Consider the following 18,282-nt stretch of genomic DNA (forward strand, 5'->3'; position numbering starts at 1 on the left):
GAGCTATAACTTCCGTTTAATTGATAAAAGTATCCACTCCCGTTGAAGATAGTCGCAAAACAGGCATCTGCAGTAAATGATTGGTTGTATTCCTCATATACACGTCCGCTATCAAAGTCATCATAAAATTTTGGTACCGCCTTAATATCCGCAGATAATGTGTTGCCTTCGCCTTGTTTTTTCAGATAAACAACTTTATATTCCGTTTCATTATCATCAACCAATGTCCACATTTCTGATAAATCGTTGAGGAAGAGCAGGTTTGGTCTGTTTGGTGGAATATTTGCTGAAAACACACAGTTTCCATTCAATTCTTCTTCGATGAGATATGACATCTGTGTGACGTATTCTTCATTTTCTAAATCGCGTACATACATAACCAAACCACCTCACTTGTAATAAAATCTAAAATCAAAATAAACTGTTGCTGATGTACAGTTAAACACTTCAAAAGTATTCCAACCTGGTACTAATTCGATGAAATCTTTGTCTGTGTTTCTCAAGAATGCTAATCCGCTCCTCCCAACATCTGGTCCGCTATAAATAACAATATCCTTACTGGAAAGAGGAACATTAATTGTTGCAGTGCTGAAATTTGTAAGATTTTTCAACTTAAATCCGTAAGTACTTCCAATCACATCACTGATAGTAATTTTTAACTCTTGTTCAAATGGATGAACTGGAAGATTACCGGGATTGTAAATTTTAAATTGTTGACCCGGAACGACATTGTGCTGGTAGATATGTGATGCATCATCAGAAATAATTCCCATGCCAATGCCCCACAGTCCGCTTGTCGCATCAACTCCATATCGTTGAATATCAGAGGATTTCCCGATTGATTCAGCGAAAGGCAGATCAGTTGTTTCAAATGTTAACTCACCGAATCCGTACTTGAATGTCTGTTCGATATCAAATGTGGAGGATAACATCACTTTATATCGTTTCCCACCAATAAATTGATTTTCACCATTTTGATACTCAAGACGCCGTAATTCTCGTATATAAAACGGTTCTACGTTTGTTATTACTTCGAATAACCTGTCTCTCAACATCGTTACGTCTAACAAGTCTTGCGCTTTAAAATAAAAAGGTACGGTTATAGTCCGTACCCCATAAGTAGCTCCTGTATAAATTCTTCCGTTTGATCCATCTACATCTATATAATTCGGACGTGTTTCAATTGAACTAACACGGAAGTCTTGTACCTGGACGTTTATATCAGATAGTTTGATAGATTGTCCATTCATTTGCGTGATTTGTACGTCCATTAAAAGTACCTCCTTACCGTGTTATCAACTGCGTTTTCTGCATTTACATGTGGCGTTACAATACGACCTACTGTTTCGCCTTCCATCACTACTTGAAGGTTTGTTAAATCTTTTCTCAAACCTTTAATAGCTGCAGTGATTTCACCATTATTGTCACTTGAATTAGCTTCAATTTTCCCGCTAATCATTGCGCTTTGCCCGAAATTAGAAGATGTAGGGATACTAGAAATACCTGATGGCGTTTTATAGTTGCTAGAGAAAGAAGGAACTTCAGGTGTTAGAACATTACCTGGTAACACATCACCCATTTGAATAGATTCTGTCAAATCGGAAAAACCATCTTTTACAGCAGAAGCCATATTTTGAGCAGCACGTACCACAGGGTGAACCATGTTGTCTAATCCCCACTCTAAACCTTGTCCCATGTATTCACCCATATCTCTCATCAATCGTGAAGGAGAGTGAATACCGAAGAATCCGGTAATGGTGTCCTTAATAGAACGACCCATTTTAAAAACGGTGTCTATCAAACTATTCCATCGACTAACTAGACCGTCAATAAGCCCTTGAATAATCATTTTACCTGCCCAAACAAAACGGTGAACATAAGCTTGGGTGACGAGTACTGCTTTTTCTAATGCCCAGCCAATCGATGCAGCGATATTATTTAGTTTTCCTTGAATTCCTTTAAGAATATTATCGTATATTTCAATAAAGAAATTTTTAAACATACCGCCCCAACTTTTAACAAGACGGGTGATATATTCTAATTTTGTACCGAAAAACACATACAAATCAGCTAGGGCGTCGTTCCAGATTTTTTTTATACTAGTCCATAATCCACTGAACATTTTACCTATGTCAGAACCGAATTTGCCTAGGAATTTTAGAACCTTCCCAAGTCCCCATAGCTGCAGATACCCCCAAATTGCTTCGAGCGCTCCAAACCATATTTGCTTCACGCCTTCCCAAACGCCTTCCCAGTCTCCAGTAAATAGAGATGAGAAAACTTTCACAATTCCGAGAATAACTTTTAGGATTCCTTGTATAAAAGTTTTTACAGCCTCTAAAGTTCCAATTACGATTTCTTTGATAATTGGCCAAGCTACTTTAAAAATTCCTACTATAATCGGCATCACAGTACGTATAATTTCAACTGCTACAGACCAGCAATTTGAAAAGGCTTGTTTTATTTGATCACCGTTTTCTAACCAAAATTGAGCTATTTGGTTTCCGATTTCTGTCATGAATGACCATAATTCAGAGAAAAACGCAAAAACAGTTTCTTTTATGGTGTTAACTGTACTAACGATAGTTGCGATTGTTTTCGGGTTCATCCCTAAGGATTTTAGTAATGCCGTTCCGTTTTCTTCATCCCCTGCGAACAACGCAAAAATACCTTGCATGAAAATTGCAAAGTCGGTAAAGATTTGTTTAATAGCATATATAGCTTCCCTAATTGTATCTGCGAAGGATAAAATTGCTTCTGCGTTTTCAGAAGACATCCCTAAACTTGTTAGCATATCTTGAGTGGTTCCACCATCAGTAGTCAACGCTTTCCAAAATGCCTTGAAAACAGTTATTACATTGTTAACGGCATTTCTAAATGGTTCTATGTGTTCATAGGCTAACTTGAATCCTAATACAACCGCTGCAATTGCAGCTGCTATACCAAGCGCTACAGGACCGACCAAAGCCATACCCTCAAGGAGTGGACCTATAACCATCCATACAGCAAACGCTGCTGCACGAAATCCTTTAAATAGCCCTATACCAACTGCAAGTGGTGTTAAAATTACTGCTAACGCAGAAGCTAAGTACAAAATCATTCCTACCACTTTCGTTATATTCGGATTAATTTCATTTATTGCTTTGACGAATTCGCCCACTTTTGTTAGAGCATTAACAAAACCAGCAGCGAACTCACCCCAAATTTCAACGAATGGAGCAAGTGCTTCAGCCCAAACTTCTTTGAACTTTTCTATCGCTATCCCAAGTGGCTTGAGTGAGTCTTGTAGCTCTTTTATTTTCTTTTGAGCAGCTTGTCTAGTTCTTGTTAATTCATCAGTAACAGCTTCATTAGTTAAACTAATTTTTTCTCTCCATAATGCAACATACTGATCTAACTCAGGTTTTGACATTTTCGCTAAAGCTCTAATTTGACCTGCTGCTTCAGGCCCCATTTTATAGAGTTCCTCTTTCAGTTCCACAGGTATTCTTCCACTTAAAGACTTCATATCTTTAACCCAATCTCGCATTAACTGAACCTGACTAGCGAGATTTCTTGCTAATTCTTTACCACTAAAAGCCTTACGGGTAGCTGCATCAAATAACCCAGCGAAATTATATACTTCATCAATACGCTTTTGATATTGCTTGTTATACTCATCTGTTATCGCTTGCTGTTGTTTTCGTATATCTGACGGGTCGGGTCCTTTTGCAGCATTCCACATAGCCGCTGTAAATATCGCAAACGTTGCAACTGTAGCTAATGCAGTCATCTGCAAACGAATGAGACCAGTATTTATGATCCGGATTTGATCATTTAACTGTTTCATCGATGCATTGGGGCCAACAAACTCTAAAGCTAATTGAGCAGCGTTACCAGAATTAGCAAATCTATTAAATGCTGCAACTGCTGTTAAAGCACCACGAGATAAATTGTAAAAAGGATTTCCCATGGCCGATAAGTTTCCCTTCAAACGATCAGCCATAAGTGTCATATTACGCATATATCCGATAGTTTGTAGGATAGACGCCATTTTCATCCGGTTAAGATTTATCATCGCATCGTTTGCTCTTTTTTCAGCAGCACCTAGCGCAGTTACCTCACGAATTAAATCACGAGTAGAACCTTGATAGTTACCGAGACTCATACCTAATTCGGTATAAGCTAGTTTTATCCGTTTTAATTCTTCAATATGTGGTTCCATGGCTCTGCGTTGTTCTGCTCTCATTTGTCGTAATCTTTGGCTATACTCACTATTAGAGTTACCCATGTTTTCAAGGCTCCGGCGATACTCATGAGAGGTACGACGAGAAGTACTTGTAAAATCATTTAATTGATTTTGTAAGTCTTCTATTTCCCGCCTCATCCTTGCCATCTCTTCATTATTCGTATTGCTCATATCCTCAACGTTTTGAATATGATTGGTAGACGTTTGATGAGATGTGCTAGAAAATTCGTTGAACTCATTACGTGTATTTTCTATGTCTCGTCTCATGCTAGACATTTCTTGTCTATTTACATTGTTTAAATTTTCGATATTACGTCGATATTCTGTTGAAGTCCTTCTTGTAGCATTGGCAAAATCATCCATTTCAGCACGCATATTGTTTAATTCACGTCTAAATTGATCAGACTCAGCTCTAAAACGTAATACCAATTCTTCATTAGTTGCCAAAATCTCACCTACCTTTCAATCAACCAAAGTTGAGATTTTGTAAGTATTCCATATCTTCTTCTGCTTTCTTAGCGCGTTCTTCTATTGATTTTTTGCGCTGTTCATCTGTTACTAATTTGTCTCTATCAAACAAATCTTTAGGTTTTAAAGTTTTCTTAGGATTACAGTGATAAGACGTGCGCATCATGAGTGCGAAAATACTATATGTTTGCAATTCATCTAAGTACTGTTCATTGCGTCCAATCATCATATTTTGAAACTCCCGTGGAGATAGATTCATTGATTCCTGGGCAGTTAAACCCAAGAACCTAAATCCATCCTGCTGCACCTTATCAAAATCTTCTTGCGTATATTCTTTTACACTAGAAGATCTTCCATCATTTCCTTGCTGTCCGGATTCTCTTTCTCCACTTTCTTCAGCATTTTCGTTTTCATCTTCTGCGCTGTCACTTTGTAGAAAAAATGGTCAGTGATTACTTCTTTAATAACGGATTTGATGTACTCTTGTGTAAGAATCTCTTTTTCCATCAATTTTTCTAATGCTTCCTGGATTTTTTCACGTGTAAATCCTTGTTCTGTGTGTAACAAACCGAAGTAAACTGCGTCTTCAAAGATTTCTAAATCCCCTAACATAGCAACAGATACAACTTCTTGTGCTCCGCCTTTATACTTCTTGTTAATTTCCTGAATAGCTTTATATGTTAACTTCAGTTCGTGTTCTTTACCTTCAATTTCAAAATACATATATATCAATCTCCTTTAGTTGGATGTTATTTTCAAATTTAAAAAGAGCAGGTATAAAACCTACTCTTATCAACCTGCTGGCGGTGTAACTGTTTCTCCTGCGCCTGGAGGAATTGTTGTTAATGTTTCTTCTGTTACTGATCCAGATAGCTTAACTTCTAATGAATAAGTGGCGAATTCGCCAGTAGAAGCCGTTTTCTCAAAGGAAGTAATCATATAAATTCCTTTTTCAGCTTTTTTTGTACGTTTATTAATCTCGTAAATTTCAATATACTCTTTGCTACGGAGTTTCTTTAAAGCCGCTGCTGGGAATGGATCTCCCTCAGCCATAATTCCTTCAAAAGAACGAGTTTCAGTTACTTTTCCATAATCGCTAATCGTTCTATCCTTAGAAGCTGCTTCGATCTCATCCGCCTCAACTGAATGAGATGAATCCGTTTGGTCAAATGGACGTACTAATGTTTCTTGTTCTGTCTCGTTTTTAATAACTGCAGCGATTAAGAAATCATCACCGCGCATCATTTTATTTTTTAATTCTGCCATATATATTTCACGCTCCTTAATTTACATAAGCTTGTTGGTATTCGAAAATCATTGTTAACTGTGCAGAACCAACCCCGCTGGGAGCGGTAGTTACTCTTTGAAAATAAATAGTGTCAATCGATTCACTTCCATCTACATTACGAAGATGTATTGTGTAACCGTTGCTTCTGATTTTGTTTGCAACCTTTTCAGCTTCTTGCATTGCTTTATCTGTCGTTGTATTAAAAAACCTCACTGTCATTGTATACAGTAAGGTGTAATGGTCTTTTGAAGTTTTGTCATCATTTATAGATAAGATTGGAAAGTACACAGAAGGTATCGCTAATTCTTCCGGAACTTGATCATGATAAGCTAAAGTGTTAGATGGAAGGTCACTGTATACAAAAGCCTTCATAGAACCATGTATTTGTTCATACATAGATTAACCTCCATTCTGCACCCATCGTCTAAATTGTCGGTCGAATGAACGTTGAAACATGCGCTCATAAATAGCAACTGCATTATCCCAATATGTACGACCTTCTATGAATTTAGCAGTAAGCATCATGCCAGTTGGCGCATTAGGATCATATTCAAAGTTATGCCCTTCCCATCTACCTGGGACAAATCGTCTTACCTGCTGCCATCCGTCATTTTGAAGCTTCGCATACTCCACATTCGTTCCAACCTCTAAAACTAATCCTCCATCAGAGCTGCGCCATACATTATCACTGTCTCCCTTGTCGAAACTATTCAAAAGACGACGAGTATCTACAACTCCTAAGGCGATGATTTGAATTTGAACTTCTTCTAAAAACTGAAAGCCACTCGCTTCTAACCACAATGCGACTTGTCGATCTAATCCACTAGACATCCGATTCAGCTTTGCGCTAAATTCCCGGAAACCTTGTATTGTTATTTCTGTAGCCATGGCTCTGTCTTCCTCTCTGCTATGGCCTTTATATGATTAACCTCACCGGTAAGCGGATGCACTACCGGAAAAGGATTGCGTATATAGTAAGTGACATTCGTGTTCTTTTTGATCACTTTGTCGTTGTGTCTCACATCAGTACCAGACATGAATAACACTTTGATTTGTCCGTTATTCAGTTGGTTTGGAGATGATTGTACCGTTGTTGGTGAAGCAGTAGCTGCATTCTCAACAAAGTAGCAGCTTTGTTCTGCTATATCGGGAATTTCTTTGTAAGAATACACCTCTTCAGCAGGTTGACCATAAGGTCCTGGTTTCTTTTCCTTCTGTAAGTGGTAAATGTCACATTCGTGAACAAACATTCCTTGCAGAGACATTATATCGCCCTCATTTTGAAGGTGATTTTCTTCTTACCTGCATCATCCATATACTTTTTCAGTAAATACAGTACAGAAGGCTTTGTTACACTAGCACTATCCTTTGTATAAGAATAGTCACCGCCACCAATACTCTCTGATTTAATCCCCTTCATCGCAGAAGTGTCAGCATTTGTATAAGCGTAATACTGCGCTAGTTTTTTACAAGCTAACTTTACTTCTGGAGGAACTTCAGGAAATTTAGATGTATCAGTGAAATCTATTTTTGAAAGATTATAAATTTCTGTTTCTGCTTCTAAAATATCTTCCAGTAGAAGAGAAACAGGACGCTGCTTCACTTCTGCTAGAACTGTATAATCAATCAATTCTTGAGCAGTAATAAGTGACATACTTATCACTCCCTTATTTTGTTGTTGTGATTGTGGAACTTACTGTTGAGTTTGGAGCAGCTGCATCCACAACAGTAGCTACACGATGTTTTCCGTCGTTAATGTGCTGATTGTATTTGGTTTTCAAATCATCTTGTTGTGATTTTAATGAGTTCAAATCAGTAACGATAGATCCTAGAAGAGTCTCCAAATCAGTGTTTAGATACGCGCCAGCTTTTCCGATATCTTTAGGAATCTTAGGCATTTACATCACCCTTTTCTGGTCCTTTTGTTTTAGAAGGTTCCTTTACTTCTTCTAAATCCTCATACACTTCTAACAACTCATCACGCTCTTTTGCAGTTACCTTTTGTGGTTCTTCTGCATGAAAAAAGCGCCCTTCACCAATATGAAGAACGCCTTTCTCGTGTTTATATTGTACGTATGGCATAATATAGACCTCCTAATCTTATAGCTTAGAACCTGTCATCCATGCAACTGCATCCACTTCACGGATTACGCAATCAAGGTAAGCAAATAAGATATGATATGTTGCGTCTTTAGCAGCAGCCGTAGCGCCATCTCCAGTACGTTTGTAACGAACATTACGAGTAAACACAGGTTTTAAATTATCTCGTGGTGTCAGCATAGCAAATCCAGTCTGCATTTCTTGTACAATTTCAACTTCATATCCAGCTAATTTAGCAACTTTACCATCAAGTAATACTGCATCACCTAAATTAGTTTGTCGTGTTGTTAATAAGGACATTAATTTATCATGAGTTTTTTGTGTGATAAACCATGAAATGTCATTACGATTTTTATATTTATCAGGAAGCACTGCCACATGGTCAACAAATGCTTGAATAGTAATATCATTTGCAGCTAAATCTGTTTTATTAACAGATGTTTTTGCTTTCTTAACAAATCCATCAATAATTTTAATGAATGGATCAGCAGATGATGTGTCGCCGTTAAAGATTAAATCCTGCAAATCAAGACCAAATTGTTCTTGAATCATACCAACGATTACATCTTCAATATTTTGACCGCGGGCTGCTAATGCATACCACACATCATCATCTTGTAACCATTCATCCCATCTTACTTTCTTAACAGCGTAAGGAATTTGACCAGGTGTAATTGAACCTACTCCTGTTGGTGTATCGTTCTTAGATGCTTCGCGTAATTTGCGTTTCCCTACACTTAAAGTATCGATATTACCTGCTGGAGATGATTTATATAAAGGCTTTAATTTAGGTAAGACTGTAGCTTTATTGATTGTATCGCGTAAAAACGCTTCTGCTTCACCTTGTGGTAATGGTACGTTCACATCTTTTAATACTAGTTCTGTAGAACCACCTGCGATAATTTGTCCGTTATTCATATATGTGTTTCCTCCTTAGTTTCCAAAGTATCCAGCGTAACCGCCAGTAGATTTTTGTACGTTTGTAGCACCATCTGTATCCTGTTGATTGCTGATACCTTGAGATTTTTTAAGCTCTTCTAGCTCCTTTAAGATTGGAGCAGTAGCAGCTTCTACAGCTTTTGCAACTGCAATTTCTTCCGGTGTTTTCTCCGGTTCAATATTTAAGTGTTTCTTAACTGTTTCTAATTCTTTTTGAATAGGCGCTACAACCTTTTCTAACGCTTTTTCTAATTGTTCTTGGTTCATATTATCTTCCTCACTTCCTTCGCCTTCCTGTGTAGGAGAGACGCGTGTTTTTAGATTTGTTAACGACTCAATAGCTGCATCGATGTCAGCCATGTTCATATTGCTGATTTTCTTACCTGCTTTTTCTACTTCTTCAGCAAGGGATATAGCCGGTTTACTTTCCCATGCCTTCACAACTGCTTCTGAACCTTTTAACTCATTGATAATCTCGACAAATTCAAGTGCAGCCGCTTCAATACGATCTAAATCAATAGCATCAGCAGTAGGTGCATTCCAAAGAGATTGATAGAAAGTATCTTCTAATGCAGAGAACGAAGCTTGCACATCACGACGATGTTTATTTTGGTTAAATTTATCTCTAACCTCGCCTTTTTCTACTTTTTGGCCACTAAAAAATCCCTTCAATAATTGAAAGAGGGATTCTTTTTGCTTCTCTTCAGTTTTAGTTACTTCTTCCTCAATCACTTCTGTTTCAGCGACTCCTGCCAGCGAATATCCATTGTATTCACCTTTTTGGATTGCTTCCCATACCTCTTCGGTAGCTTTAGTGACAAGAATCCATGTACCTTTTGTAATAATTTCACCATTCACTTCCATATCAGCAGGAGCAAGATAAGACTCTACCACTTCGCCTACACCTGCTTGGAAATCATGGTCCTTATCGATCTGACGATATTTCAACATGAACTCATGAGCAGCCTTTTCAATAGTCGCTTCATCTGCGAAATCATTATGACTGTCGAGAACTCCCGGTTCATATACAATTCCATATACCAAGCGTTTTTCTTCGTCTTCTGACTTGATAACGCGTACTTCTTTTTCAAAGTTTGGCTGTTCAGCTGATTTCATTAAAAAGAAATCTCGTTTATTAGCACCTGCAGTTACATAGGATACATGCGAAACCTGCAAGTTCTTCAGCTTACGTTTTTTCATTTATTCACCTCCTTTCAGTTGCCTATTCTTCGACGATAATTGTAATAACTGTTTTATTTTTAACTTTATAGTCAGTGTATCTTAAATTTCCTGATTCAACTTTTTCTACATCTGGAATCAACTCTCGTTTGTAGTTAACGGACTCAATAATTTTTCCATCTACAAAGTTTACAACTTCATCAATAAGACTTTTAGAGGTTGGTTGTGATACACTTTTAAGATCATGCCAGCTGATTCCAAAATGAGCTTTATATGCCATAGATTCATCAGCAGTTGGTAATTGCCCTGTCTCTTTCTTCTTCATAGCACTCTCTAACAATGATTTTTGACATTTAAAATTCATCGATTCAACTCCCTCAATGTTTCTTCCCTAATCTTCTGCTTCTCTTCTTCAGAAAGACCTAATATATCGTTATCTACTGCAGGAGACATAACGCATTTGCAGTTCACGCGCTCTTTTGCAGATAAAGAACTATCTCTAGGGAACATGCAACGCTCACCGGAACCAGGCAATTCGAATTCATCCTCTACTGGCACCGTTGTACCGTCATACTCCACATGATTCTCACGCGGATCATTCTTCCTTGCACCGCTATGACGCCACTTTTTTCCCGTAACAGCAGGAGATTGGCGATAAGACTCAAGTTGAGAAGCAGAACATGCAGCCAACGTTTCTGTTTGAGCAGTTCTTCTCGCTCTCTTCCGATCAAATTCAGGAAGCTTTTCTAGTTCCCTCGAAATCTCACGAATACCTTTCCCTTTCTCTAATCCATCATTCAAAACACGCTCTACAGCCTTGTGTGAGTTAATCTGCATTAGCTTACCTAATTTATCAGACCAACCTTTAACCCACTTTGTAGTGCGTTTTGAGAAGACTTTAAACTGAATATCCGGGTCAATTGCATTCATAAAAGCAGTTGTCATATCCTTCATTGTGTAATCAAGGAACTTCCTTGCTGCTTTGCTAAGACTTTGTGCAAATGTGTCTGCACCAAAAAGGCTTCCCTTAACGAAATTGATGATATCTCGTATTCTGAATGCCTTTTCTAATGAATCTTTTTTTGTATAATTTTTGATTCCATTAATGAAATATCTGCGCTGTTTACGTAGCAGTTTAGCGATTTCTTTCTCAAATTCCTCTACATATCCTGGTAACATGTCCAACACTTCCAAATCAGCAGGTAATGAGTCTGTAAAATCATCGGTATCAGCCTTTTCAATCCACTCATTCAATGAGGTTAGCAATTTATCAATCTTTTGCATCTTGCACCGACTCCAAATAATCGATTAAATCTTTCATAACCATAACTAGGTCAGTAGTCTCATTTGATTTTTGGATATTTTCCACATTACTCTGCTCTGTTGCCTTTTTAACAGCTTGTAATACTAACGCGATAGGTTGACTCGCTTCCTCTGCTTCAAATGGCTCTAAATCTTTATTAAGTACTTTAGCAGCAACTTCACGAAGATCATTGAATGTAGTACCGCCATATTTACTTAATACTTCAATCATTTTTACAAGGTCTTCAGTATTACTGATTTCTGGCTTGCGCAGATTCACATAAACATGTTTCAACTGGTATGGAAGTAGCAACTTATTATTTATGATGAACTCAAGCGAGTTTCTTTCAGGTTCAAATACCTGTTCCTCAGTAATCTCACGTGCTGCATCAGCAGTAGCACGGTTAAAGTCACGAGAATAACCTACATAAATATCTGGCAAACGGAATGCTGATTGTACCTTTTGACGCGACTTATCATCATACTCTAAGAATAAAGCGTCATTTTGTAATACATCAGCAAGTGATTTTAGTTCGATATCTACGTTAGGTCGAGTGTCACCAACCACTTCTTCTTCATCGTTCTCGACTTCGAGCACAAGATACTTATGTTGATTGTCCTCTCCTTCGACAGTAGATACATAATCAGTAAGTGCATTATTACTTTCTTCTGAAAGAACACCATTCTTTAACAAAATAGCCATAGGAATATGTCTGCCTTGCTTGAAATAACGTAGGTTTAACTCCTCAGCCTTTCTAGTACCTACCACATGAACAACATGTGACACCCAACGAGGAATACCATAAGGACCATCCCCTATTTTTAAATGAAGCACTTCAGTTGCGTTGTTTAAACCAAACGTCATATTACTAAATTCTCCAGTTTCCTTATGCAAGAAACGCGGATCGCCAAACTCTTTAAAATAAGTCTTAGTTATTCCAACTTCCTGCACATAACGACGGAAGAACTTCTTCCGTTTGACTGTTTTACCATTAATAACATAAGTGACTTCTTGGGGCTTATCATCTTTACGCGTTACTCTCATGTATTGAGGTAACATATTTACTAATTCAACTGGTAGTTTTTCATTATTGCGAAGTACTTCAATGTACCCATTACCTGTCGTTTCCCTATCATCAATCGCTGTCTCAAGTATTTCTTTGAATGGTTTCTCAAAACTAAAAAAAGGAATGACTTCTGTATCTACATACGTCCATTCCAATTTCATTTCATTTGTTTCCTCAATATCATTCTGTTTGTACTGCATTTCATGCCCAAATCCAGCAATATTACGCTTATATGCATCAATACACTGCCCTAAAATTGTACTGTTCTCTTTAATTCGTTGTAAATCTTCTATTCTGTAAGGTGGAGTGATGATATCATTAACTGCATTCTTTTCACTTTCATCTTCCTGCTGACGAGAAAGAACTTGTACGCCATCACTTTTAGCTTTAATCACTCTCGCACTAACTTTTCTGTTCTTTGACATTAAGCTGCTTCACCTCTTTTCTTTTTCTTCTTTTTACGTAATCCGTATATGACTGTATTAACAAAGTATCTTGTTTCATCCATATGATGGTCATTCTCTTTTAACGGCTTATCTTCGCCTCGTTCTACGGATTTTTCATCCCATATATAAGATGCAAACTCTTTAAACGTTTCATTGCAGCAGTCGTTAAAATAAATAATGCCCGTGTTAAGAGCTACACCGACATTACCAATGCCTTCTTTCACATTATTTCGGGCCTTGTATACTTTTCGTTTATTCCTAACTAATAAAGCTATAAATGAAGCAGCGGATGGATCAACTACAGTACCGCGAATAGGTAAATCTCCTACAAACTTTTCAAAGTCTTCGTAGTATTCCTGGTCTGTTTTCTGCTTTTCTGTTTCTCTACCGCTATAACGGTATTCTTTCACCTTGTACCATACTTCTTCACCTTTTTCGATGCACTTACCCCACAAGCCATATACCATAGCGTTCTGCGTACCATAGTCACAAGAGACAAAGTATTCAACGTATTCCCTTTGGATTGTAGGAACTTTATGCTTATCCTCATCAAACATATCGAATATAAGTCCTGAAGCAGCTGCCCAAAGTCCCAATATATATCGTTTGAAGAAAACTCCGCTATACATCTTGTAATAACGCTGTTTTACTTTTTCAGACAACGATAAGTTATCATCCATCGTAAAGCGAATGTGTAGTAAGTTCTTTTCTTTCGCCTTATCTAACCATTCTGTTTTAAACCAATGATACGGTCCCCCAGGGTTACAGTTAAACCAAACTTTTGAGCCTTCTACAGAACAACGACCAGTGGCTTGGTTAACAAACGAGCGAACCATAAGGACAACTTCATCAAAGAAACATCCGGCTAAAGTGATACCTTGGATAAGATCCTGCGACGCTTCATCCTTGCCACCAAAAATATAAAAGAAGTTTGTCACACCATCTTTAGTAATGGTAAGCATATTCTCACTACGATGATCTTTAACTTTATAACCACGAGACTTTAACATCTTTTTAAGTGGCGATATAACGTTACGACGATGTGAACCGATGGTTTTACCACACATACCAAAGTTCTCACCTTCGAATGATTCCATAGCCCACATAACATAAGAAAGAGCCATCGATACCGTTTTACCTGCACGAATGGAGCCATCACAAATAATCCCGTCATAATCTTTAACGGGACTGTTAGGTTTCCACCAAGTTAATACCTTCATCTGCTTCTTGGAGAACGGTTTGAATTTAAACGGAGCAGGTTTCTTTTTACACTTCGGTATCGTCGTCATGGTCATCCCACACTCCCTCTACCTTGCCTTCTAACGCTTCTTTGAAACCGTCGTCCTCGTATTCTTCACCATCTTCACCCTTAATACGAGCAGTATCAGCTTTAGTTTTCTCAATGTTAGCTTTCATTTGATCTAGTTTCAATCGTCTTTCATCGCCTTTATTAGCTAACTTATCAAAACGTTCAATCATAGCAGACAACGATGTCATAGCCCTTGCGTAAGCAGTAAGCAAATTCGCTTGTTTATCCCATGCGAATTGAACCATATAAGCTTCACCTGACTCCGATTCACTAACAATCTCCTTCGACATATCATCCTTATCTCGAACATGCATAATTCGTTGTGAGTTAAGAATATTGAAGTATTGCAGCTGAATAGAATTAAACAGCATGTCTAATTCCGTATGGTTTTGTATTTCATCCAGTAATTCCATTGCATGCGGATCATCGCTAGGAATTATCTTTCTGAATAACCCATGAGTAACAGCATTACTGTTCTGCTTAGGTGCACCATGACCCTGAGCATGTTTATTACCCTTCGGTGCTCCATTACCACCCTTATTTCCGATTGCATTCTGGTTCCCAATAGGTGCACCTGTTTTCTTTTGTGTGCGTACTTTTTCGTCTTTTGTATGCACACCTTTTCTATCCCATTTGTACCTGGTCTTCCATGACTTAACGGTATTCACACTGACCTCATATTTCTCAGCCAGCCCCTTATACTTCATACCTTGCATATAATCTTCTTGTGCTAACTCGTGTTTTTGTTTCACGTCATATCACCACACCGCCTTCTATATTAATAGGAAGAAACTATTCACTTAACTTAAGTAAAATGTATTTAATAACTTTCTTATCGGCATCTGAATCACTATCTGCACAAAACGAATTGTATTGTTTGTCAAAATAAAAATCTAACATCCAGATCCCTGCCCTATAAACCATAACGCTACAACCATCTATATCTTCTTTCATTTTCGTGAACGCCTGTTCAAAATCTGTTGTGGCCATTGCAGGACCATTAAAACTAACAACTACATATACCAATTCCATCTATCACTCACCTCATGCTAATTGCTTTATAAAATATAAACTTACTCCCTATATCCAAATACATTCTTCTTATAATCCATAACTTCATTGCCATCTTCATCAGTAATCTTCTCAACAAAGAATTCACCTGTATCAGATGTAGCAAAAGCTTGAGATTCTTTATACGTATCAAATTTCTCTTCGTATTTATGACCATATCTCCATGTATGAGCAGTGAACATTTTGTTACCCCCTTTATAAAATAAAAAAGCAGCGGATTCGCTACTTGATTAGGATTGAATCATATTCATAATAATTAGGATGAATCTCATCACCACTTTTCACAACACTAGCACATAAGAATTTACCTTCCATAATTTCATCCGTTTCTAGTAGTATCTTAGCTGAAAAGTATGTCCTGCCATTGATTGAGCTATCTAATAATTCATTCGTTTCATCGACTTTAAAATCAAAGTGTATTCTTCTGTTACTCCGATATACAAGGTATTCTCTCGGATTTGGAACATATTCGTCCGAAGGTTCTTCCCAAACCTCACCATCGATAAATTTAATTTCTTTTCCCTCTATTTCAATGGTTTTGATTTTAACTTTATTCACTTAATTCATCCCCTTCCTTCTTAAAGGATATCATATCAGCTATTGTAACTCTCCTACTATCTCATTAAATAACTGTTGTCCTTTTTCCGAATATCTTTCTAATCCGCCATCAGCAAAGTATTCACCTTCATTATTTATCATTTCAATTAATACTTCACCCTTTTCCCAAACCTGTAAAGAGAATGCTACACATGATTCGAATTCTTTTAATGCTTCTTCTCTATCTGCAGTAGCTAACATAATATCTGTATCAGCATAGTCCCACATCATAACTGTATAGATCAGCATTAAATCACCTCAAAAGAATCATATTTTTTAAAATCCATAACGAAAACTAATTTATACAGGGAAATGAATAATATACACAAAAAGACTACCGATAAGATGCATTATGTTAAGTGTGTAAACGGGAAATACCGCAGTATCAATGTTTTCTTCATTTTCGATGAATAAGAGGTATTCATAATTTTATACATCGGCTTAAAACCGCCATTTTTATCACCCAAACATCGTTATTTCCTGCATAAACTTCACTTTGTTAACTATCTCTATTTTTGTTCGTTGAGTTTGTTTGTTTTGTTAGGTTCTTCTTTTAAAAGTTTTAACATAGCTTTTGCAAACCTTATAGACTTCTCTTGATTATCTGTTAGTCTTTTCATCCCCTCAACCCTTCCATTTTAACTCTATTGTCATATCTTCAGGTTTTGCTTTTTCTTTTATAATTGTGAATAGAGCTAATGATAAATAATCACTATGACCTTCAGTAACATATACATCATTCACATACAACTCATACATTCCCCTCACCCCTTATCACTTTCCTTCATTCATGGCAATATGCTTGTTATCTAAATAATCAGCAATCACAAATTCCAAAGCCTGTTCTTCACTAAATCCTGAATCAATCAGTGCACGTTTCAACTGGAACAACGGTTCTGCTATATTCTTATAGTTTTGGTATAATTCTTCTAACTTTTCATTCTTAATTTCATCAAACATATTCACAAATGGATTTTCTTTCTTTAAACGTTCTGCTATCTCTTCGCCAGCCTTAGCAAACTCTTCGAAAATATTAACCTGTTTCTTTTTCATACCATCCGCTCCTTATCATCCATTATCGCTCTCAACTGCTCCATTTCCTTACTTACCGACTCATCATGCCAATCGATGTCATTCTTGTTCGTATCACCAATCTGATAACCTATATAGATTACCAATACAGTAACAAGCGTACCTATAAGATATCCCATGAGACATCCTAACCAAAACATCCCATCACTTCCTTCGCAAAATAAAATAAGACGCTAAACCTATGAAGGTAGCGCCTAGGATAATTCTTATTGGTTTAATCATTACTCATTCTTACCAGCAGCGGCGACCACGATTTGCATTGCTTGTTTTTCGTTGAACCCTGCTAAAGTCAGCTCCTCAAAAAACATTTGGAAATATGTTGCTTGCTGTCTGTAAATCACTCTTACTTCGTCCTCCACAGAAGCCATTTCTTTAGCTGCGTTCTTCAAGTAATCATTAATCATCTTCCATCATCCTTTCCTTTTTAGGTGTCCAATTTGTCCATTACTATGTAATTTCTATATAACAAAGAAAAAAGCACCCATTAACGAGTGCTTTCTAATATTTCTATTAAGTTATTCACATTTTTAATTTCCTGTTGGAATTCACCAATTCTACTATGCAGCCACGAAGTATTCTTATCTTCTTTTGAAATAACTTCTTTTAATTCATATTCCAAATTATCATACGCTTTAAAGAAGTTTACGAATTCTATACGCTGAATAGAACGACTCTCTCGATAATATCGTTTTGCTTCTAAATAAGTCATGTACGATTTATTTAAAAATCCTAATGAGACAAGATATTTAGAATTGTTATCCTGATAAATAACAATATCACACGCTGTACTAATATCAGAGTGCGTTTTTTGAATTAAACTTTGTAGTTCAAAAGCTTTATACTTTAATTCCTCATCCATTTTATCCCTCCTCTCCTACTCTATCTATTCGACAGAAAAGAAGAAAATCCTACAAAACAAAAAGCCATCACCGAAAGGTGACAGCTCTAGAGGGGATGGAAGAGAGATAACAAATGGCAATAAGTATCTCTTTCAGGAATATTTCATTCCTTTCTAAACCACTGATCGATTATTGTATGGCTAATTGCCCTTATTCAGTGGCTTAGAGAAGAACGAAATCCTTCTCGTTTTAAGTCCGTAGACATCATTTTCAAAGCATGAATTTGTATCAAGAAGTTTCCGCTTCTTGCGTGAACCGACACACTGGGAACGGAGGGGAAGACCGTTTGTATCGGCT

At 37.1% G+C, this 18,282-nt stretch carries 28 protein-coding genes; all 28 read right to left on the reverse strand.

Annotation, left to right across the window (positions count from 1 at the left end):
* Window positions 1-377 (reverse strand): tail tube TT1 domain-containing protein (locus J4P91_RS26835; protein WP_483862153.1); only part of this gene is annotated, 377 nt, incomplete at its 3' end.
* A 12-nt stretch (window positions 378-389) separates the two neighbouring features.
* Window positions 390-1,271: a phage tail domain-containing protein gene (locus J4P91_RS26840; protein ID WP_207996509.1), complete on the reverse strand. Its 882-nt coding sequence runs from the start codon at window positions 1,269-1,271 to the stop codon at window positions 390-392.
* Window positions 1,271-4,495, reverse strand: a complete 3,225-nt coding sequence (locus J4P91_RS26845; protein ID WP_207996510.1) for a phage tail protein — start codon at window positions 4,493-4,495, stop codon at window positions 1,271-1,273. Before J4P91_RS26845 ends, J4P91_RS26840 begins: the two co-directional genes overlap by 1 nt.
* A 199-nt stretch (window positions 4,496-4,694) precedes the next feature.
* Window positions 4,695-4,955, reverse strand: coding sequence for a hypothetical protein (locus J4P91_RS26850; protein WP_207996534.1), 261 nt, complete (start codon window positions 4,953-4,955; stop codon window positions 4,695-4,697).
* A 77-nt stretch (window positions 4,956-5,032) separates the two neighbouring features.
* A complete protein-coding gene (locus tag J4P91_RS26855; RefSeq protein WP_207996511.1) occupies window positions 5,033-5,419 on the reverse strand; it encodes a tail assembly chaperone in 387 nt (128 codons plus the stop codon).
* Window positions 5,420-5,488: 69 nt separating this feature from the next.
* The gene (locus tag J4P91_RS26860) at window positions 5,489-5,962 is read right to left on the reverse strand and encodes a phage major tail protein, TP901-1 family (RefSeq protein WP_207996512.1); all 474 of its coding nucleotides are present in this window, start codon (window positions 5,960-5,962) and stop codon (window positions 5,489-5,491) included.
* 16 nt (window positions 5,963-5,978) lie between these two features.
* Window positions 5,979-6,380 (reverse strand): phage tail terminator family protein, encoded by a 402-nt coding sequence (locus J4P91_RS26865; RefSeq protein WP_207996513.1) that lies wholly within the window; start codon window positions 6,378-6,380, stop codon window positions 5,979-5,981.
* A gap of 3 nt (window positions 6,381-6,383) precedes the next feature.
* On the reverse strand, window positions 6,384-6,872 hold the full coding sequence (locus J4P91_RS26870) for an HK97 gp10 family phage protein (protein ID WP_207996514.1): 489 nt from the start codon (window positions 6,870-6,872) through the stop codon (window positions 6,384-6,386).
* Entirely contained in the window at window positions 6,857-7,249 is a 393-nt protein-coding gene (locus J4P91_RS26875) for a DUF3599 family protein (protein WP_207996515.1), read from the reverse strand. Before J4P91_RS26875 ends, J4P91_RS26870 begins: the two co-directional genes overlap by 16 nt.
* Window positions 7,249-7,638, reverse strand: a complete 390-nt coding sequence (yqbG, locus tag J4P91_RS26880) for a protein YqbG (protein ID WP_207996516.1) — start codon at window positions 7,636-7,638, stop codon at window positions 7,249-7,251. The genes J4P91_RS26875 and yqbG overlap by 1 nt, the downstream gene beginning before the upstream one ends.
* 13 nt (window positions 7,639-7,651) lie before the next feature.
* The gene (locus J4P91_RS26885) at window positions 7,652-7,882 is read right to left on the reverse strand and encodes a hypothetical protein (RefSeq protein WP_207996517.1); all 231 of its coding nucleotides are present in this window, start codon (window positions 7,880-7,882) and stop codon (window positions 7,652-7,654) included.
* Window positions 7,875-8,066, reverse strand: coding sequence for a hypothetical protein (locus tag J4P91_RS26890; protein WP_207996518.1), 192 nt, complete (start codon window positions 8,064-8,066; stop codon window positions 7,875-7,877). Before J4P91_RS26890 ends, J4P91_RS26885 begins: the two co-directional genes overlap by 8 nt.
* Before the next feature lie 18 nt (window positions 8,067-8,084).
* Window positions 8,085-9,002 carry a phage major capsid protein gene (locus J4P91_RS26895; RefSeq protein ID WP_207996519.1) on the reverse strand — a complete coding sequence of 306 codons (918 nt, stop codon included), beginning with the start codon at window positions 9,000-9,002 and terminating at the stop codon, window positions 8,085-8,087.
* A gap of 15 nt (window positions 9,003-9,017) precedes the next feature.
* Window positions 9,018-10,223 carry an XkdF-like putative serine protease domain-containing protein gene (locus J4P91_RS26900; RefSeq protein ID WP_207996520.1) on the reverse strand — a complete coding sequence of 402 codons (1,206 nt, stop codon included), beginning with the start codon at window positions 10,221-10,223 and terminating at the stop codon, window positions 9,018-9,020.
* A gap of 22 nt (window positions 10,224-10,245) precedes the next feature.
* A complete protein-coding gene (locus tag J4P91_RS26905) occupies window positions 10,246-10,566 on the reverse strand; it encodes a hypothetical protein (protein ID WP_207996521.1) in 321 nt (106 codons plus the stop codon).
* Window positions 10,563-11,486, reverse strand: coding sequence for a phage minor head protein (locus J4P91_RS26910; RefSeq protein WP_207996522.1), 924 nt, complete (start codon window positions 11,484-11,486; stop codon window positions 10,563-10,565). Before J4P91_RS26910 ends, J4P91_RS26905 begins: the two co-directional genes overlap by 4 nt.
* Window positions 11,473-12,996 (reverse strand): phage portal protein, encoded by a 1,524-nt coding sequence (locus J4P91_RS26915; RefSeq protein ID WP_207996523.1) that lies wholly within the window; start codon window positions 12,994-12,996, stop codon window positions 11,473-11,475. The genes J4P91_RS26910 and J4P91_RS26915 overlap by 14 nt, the downstream gene beginning before the upstream one ends.
* Window positions 12,996-14,312, reverse strand: coding sequence for a PBSX family phage terminase large subunit (locus J4P91_RS26920; RefSeq protein WP_207996524.1), 1,317 nt, complete (start codon window positions 14,310-14,312; stop codon window positions 12,996-12,998). The genes J4P91_RS26915 and J4P91_RS26920 overlap by 1 nt, the downstream gene beginning before the upstream one ends.
* The gene (gene terS, locus J4P91_RS26925) at window positions 14,284-15,078 is read right to left on the reverse strand and encodes a phage terminase small subunit (protein WP_207996525.1); all 795 of its coding nucleotides are present in this window, start codon (window positions 15,076-15,078) and stop codon (window positions 14,284-14,286) included. The genes J4P91_RS26920 and terS overlap by 29 nt, the downstream gene beginning before the upstream one ends.
* Window positions 15,079-15,118: 40 nt before the next feature.
* Window positions 15,119-15,358 (reverse strand): hypothetical protein, encoded by a 240-nt coding sequence (locus tag J4P91_RS26930; RefSeq protein ID WP_207996526.1) that lies wholly within the window; start codon window positions 15,356-15,358, stop codon window positions 15,119-15,121.
* Window positions 15,359-15,399: 41 nt separating this feature from the next.
* Window positions 15,400-15,579: a hypothetical protein gene (locus tag J4P91_RS26935; protein WP_207996527.1), complete on the reverse strand. Its 180-nt coding sequence runs from the start codon at window positions 15,577-15,579 to the stop codon at window positions 15,400-15,402.
* A 40-nt stretch (window positions 15,580-15,619) separates the two neighbouring features.
* Complete coding sequence (locus J4P91_RS26940; protein ID WP_207996528.1) at window positions 15,620-15,955, reverse strand: hypothetical protein; 336 nt, start codon at window positions 15,953-15,955, stop codon at window positions 15,620-15,622.
* 39 nt (window positions 15,956-15,994) lie between these two features.
* The gene (locus J4P91_RS26945) at window positions 15,995-16,243 is read right to left on the reverse strand and encodes a hypothetical protein (protein WP_207996529.1); all 249 of its coding nucleotides are present in this window, start codon (window positions 16,241-16,243) and stop codon (window positions 15,995-15,997) included.
* A gap of 375 nt (window positions 16,244-16,618) precedes the next feature.
* Entirely contained in the window at window positions 16,619-16,753 is a 135-nt protein-coding gene (locus J4P91_RS29520; RefSeq protein WP_279538729.1) for a hypothetical protein, read from the reverse strand.
* 15 nt (window positions 16,754-16,768) lie between these two features.
* The gene (locus J4P91_RS26950) at window positions 16,769-17,047 is read right to left on the reverse strand and encodes a hypothetical protein (protein ID WP_207996530.1); all 279 of its coding nucleotides are present in this window, start codon (window positions 17,045-17,047) and stop codon (window positions 16,769-16,771) included.
* Window positions 17,044-17,226 (reverse strand): hypothetical protein, encoded by a 183-nt coding sequence (locus J4P91_RS26955; RefSeq protein ID WP_207996531.1) that lies wholly within the window; start codon window positions 17,224-17,226, stop codon window positions 17,044-17,046. Before J4P91_RS26955 ends, J4P91_RS26950 begins: the two co-directional genes overlap by 4 nt.
* An 81-nt stretch (window positions 17,227-17,307) precedes the next feature.
* The gene (locus J4P91_RS26960; RefSeq protein ID WP_207996532.1) at window positions 17,308-17,490 is read right to left on the reverse strand and encodes a hypothetical protein; all 183 of its coding nucleotides are present in this window, start codon (window positions 17,488-17,490) and stop codon (window positions 17,308-17,310) included.
* 80 nt (window positions 17,491-17,570) lie between these two features.
* Window positions 17,571-17,945 (reverse strand): hypothetical protein, encoded by a 375-nt coding sequence (locus J4P91_RS26965; RefSeq protein WP_207996533.1) that lies wholly within the window; start codon window positions 17,943-17,945, stop codon window positions 17,571-17,573.
* Window positions 17,946-18,282 lie beyond the last annotated feature (337 nt).

It is taken from the genome of Bacillus sp. XF8 (genome assembly GCF_017498755.1).
Classification (GTDB): domain Bacteria; phylum Bacillota; class Bacilli; order Bacillales; family Bacillaceae_G; genus Bacillus_A; species Bacillus_A bingmayongensis.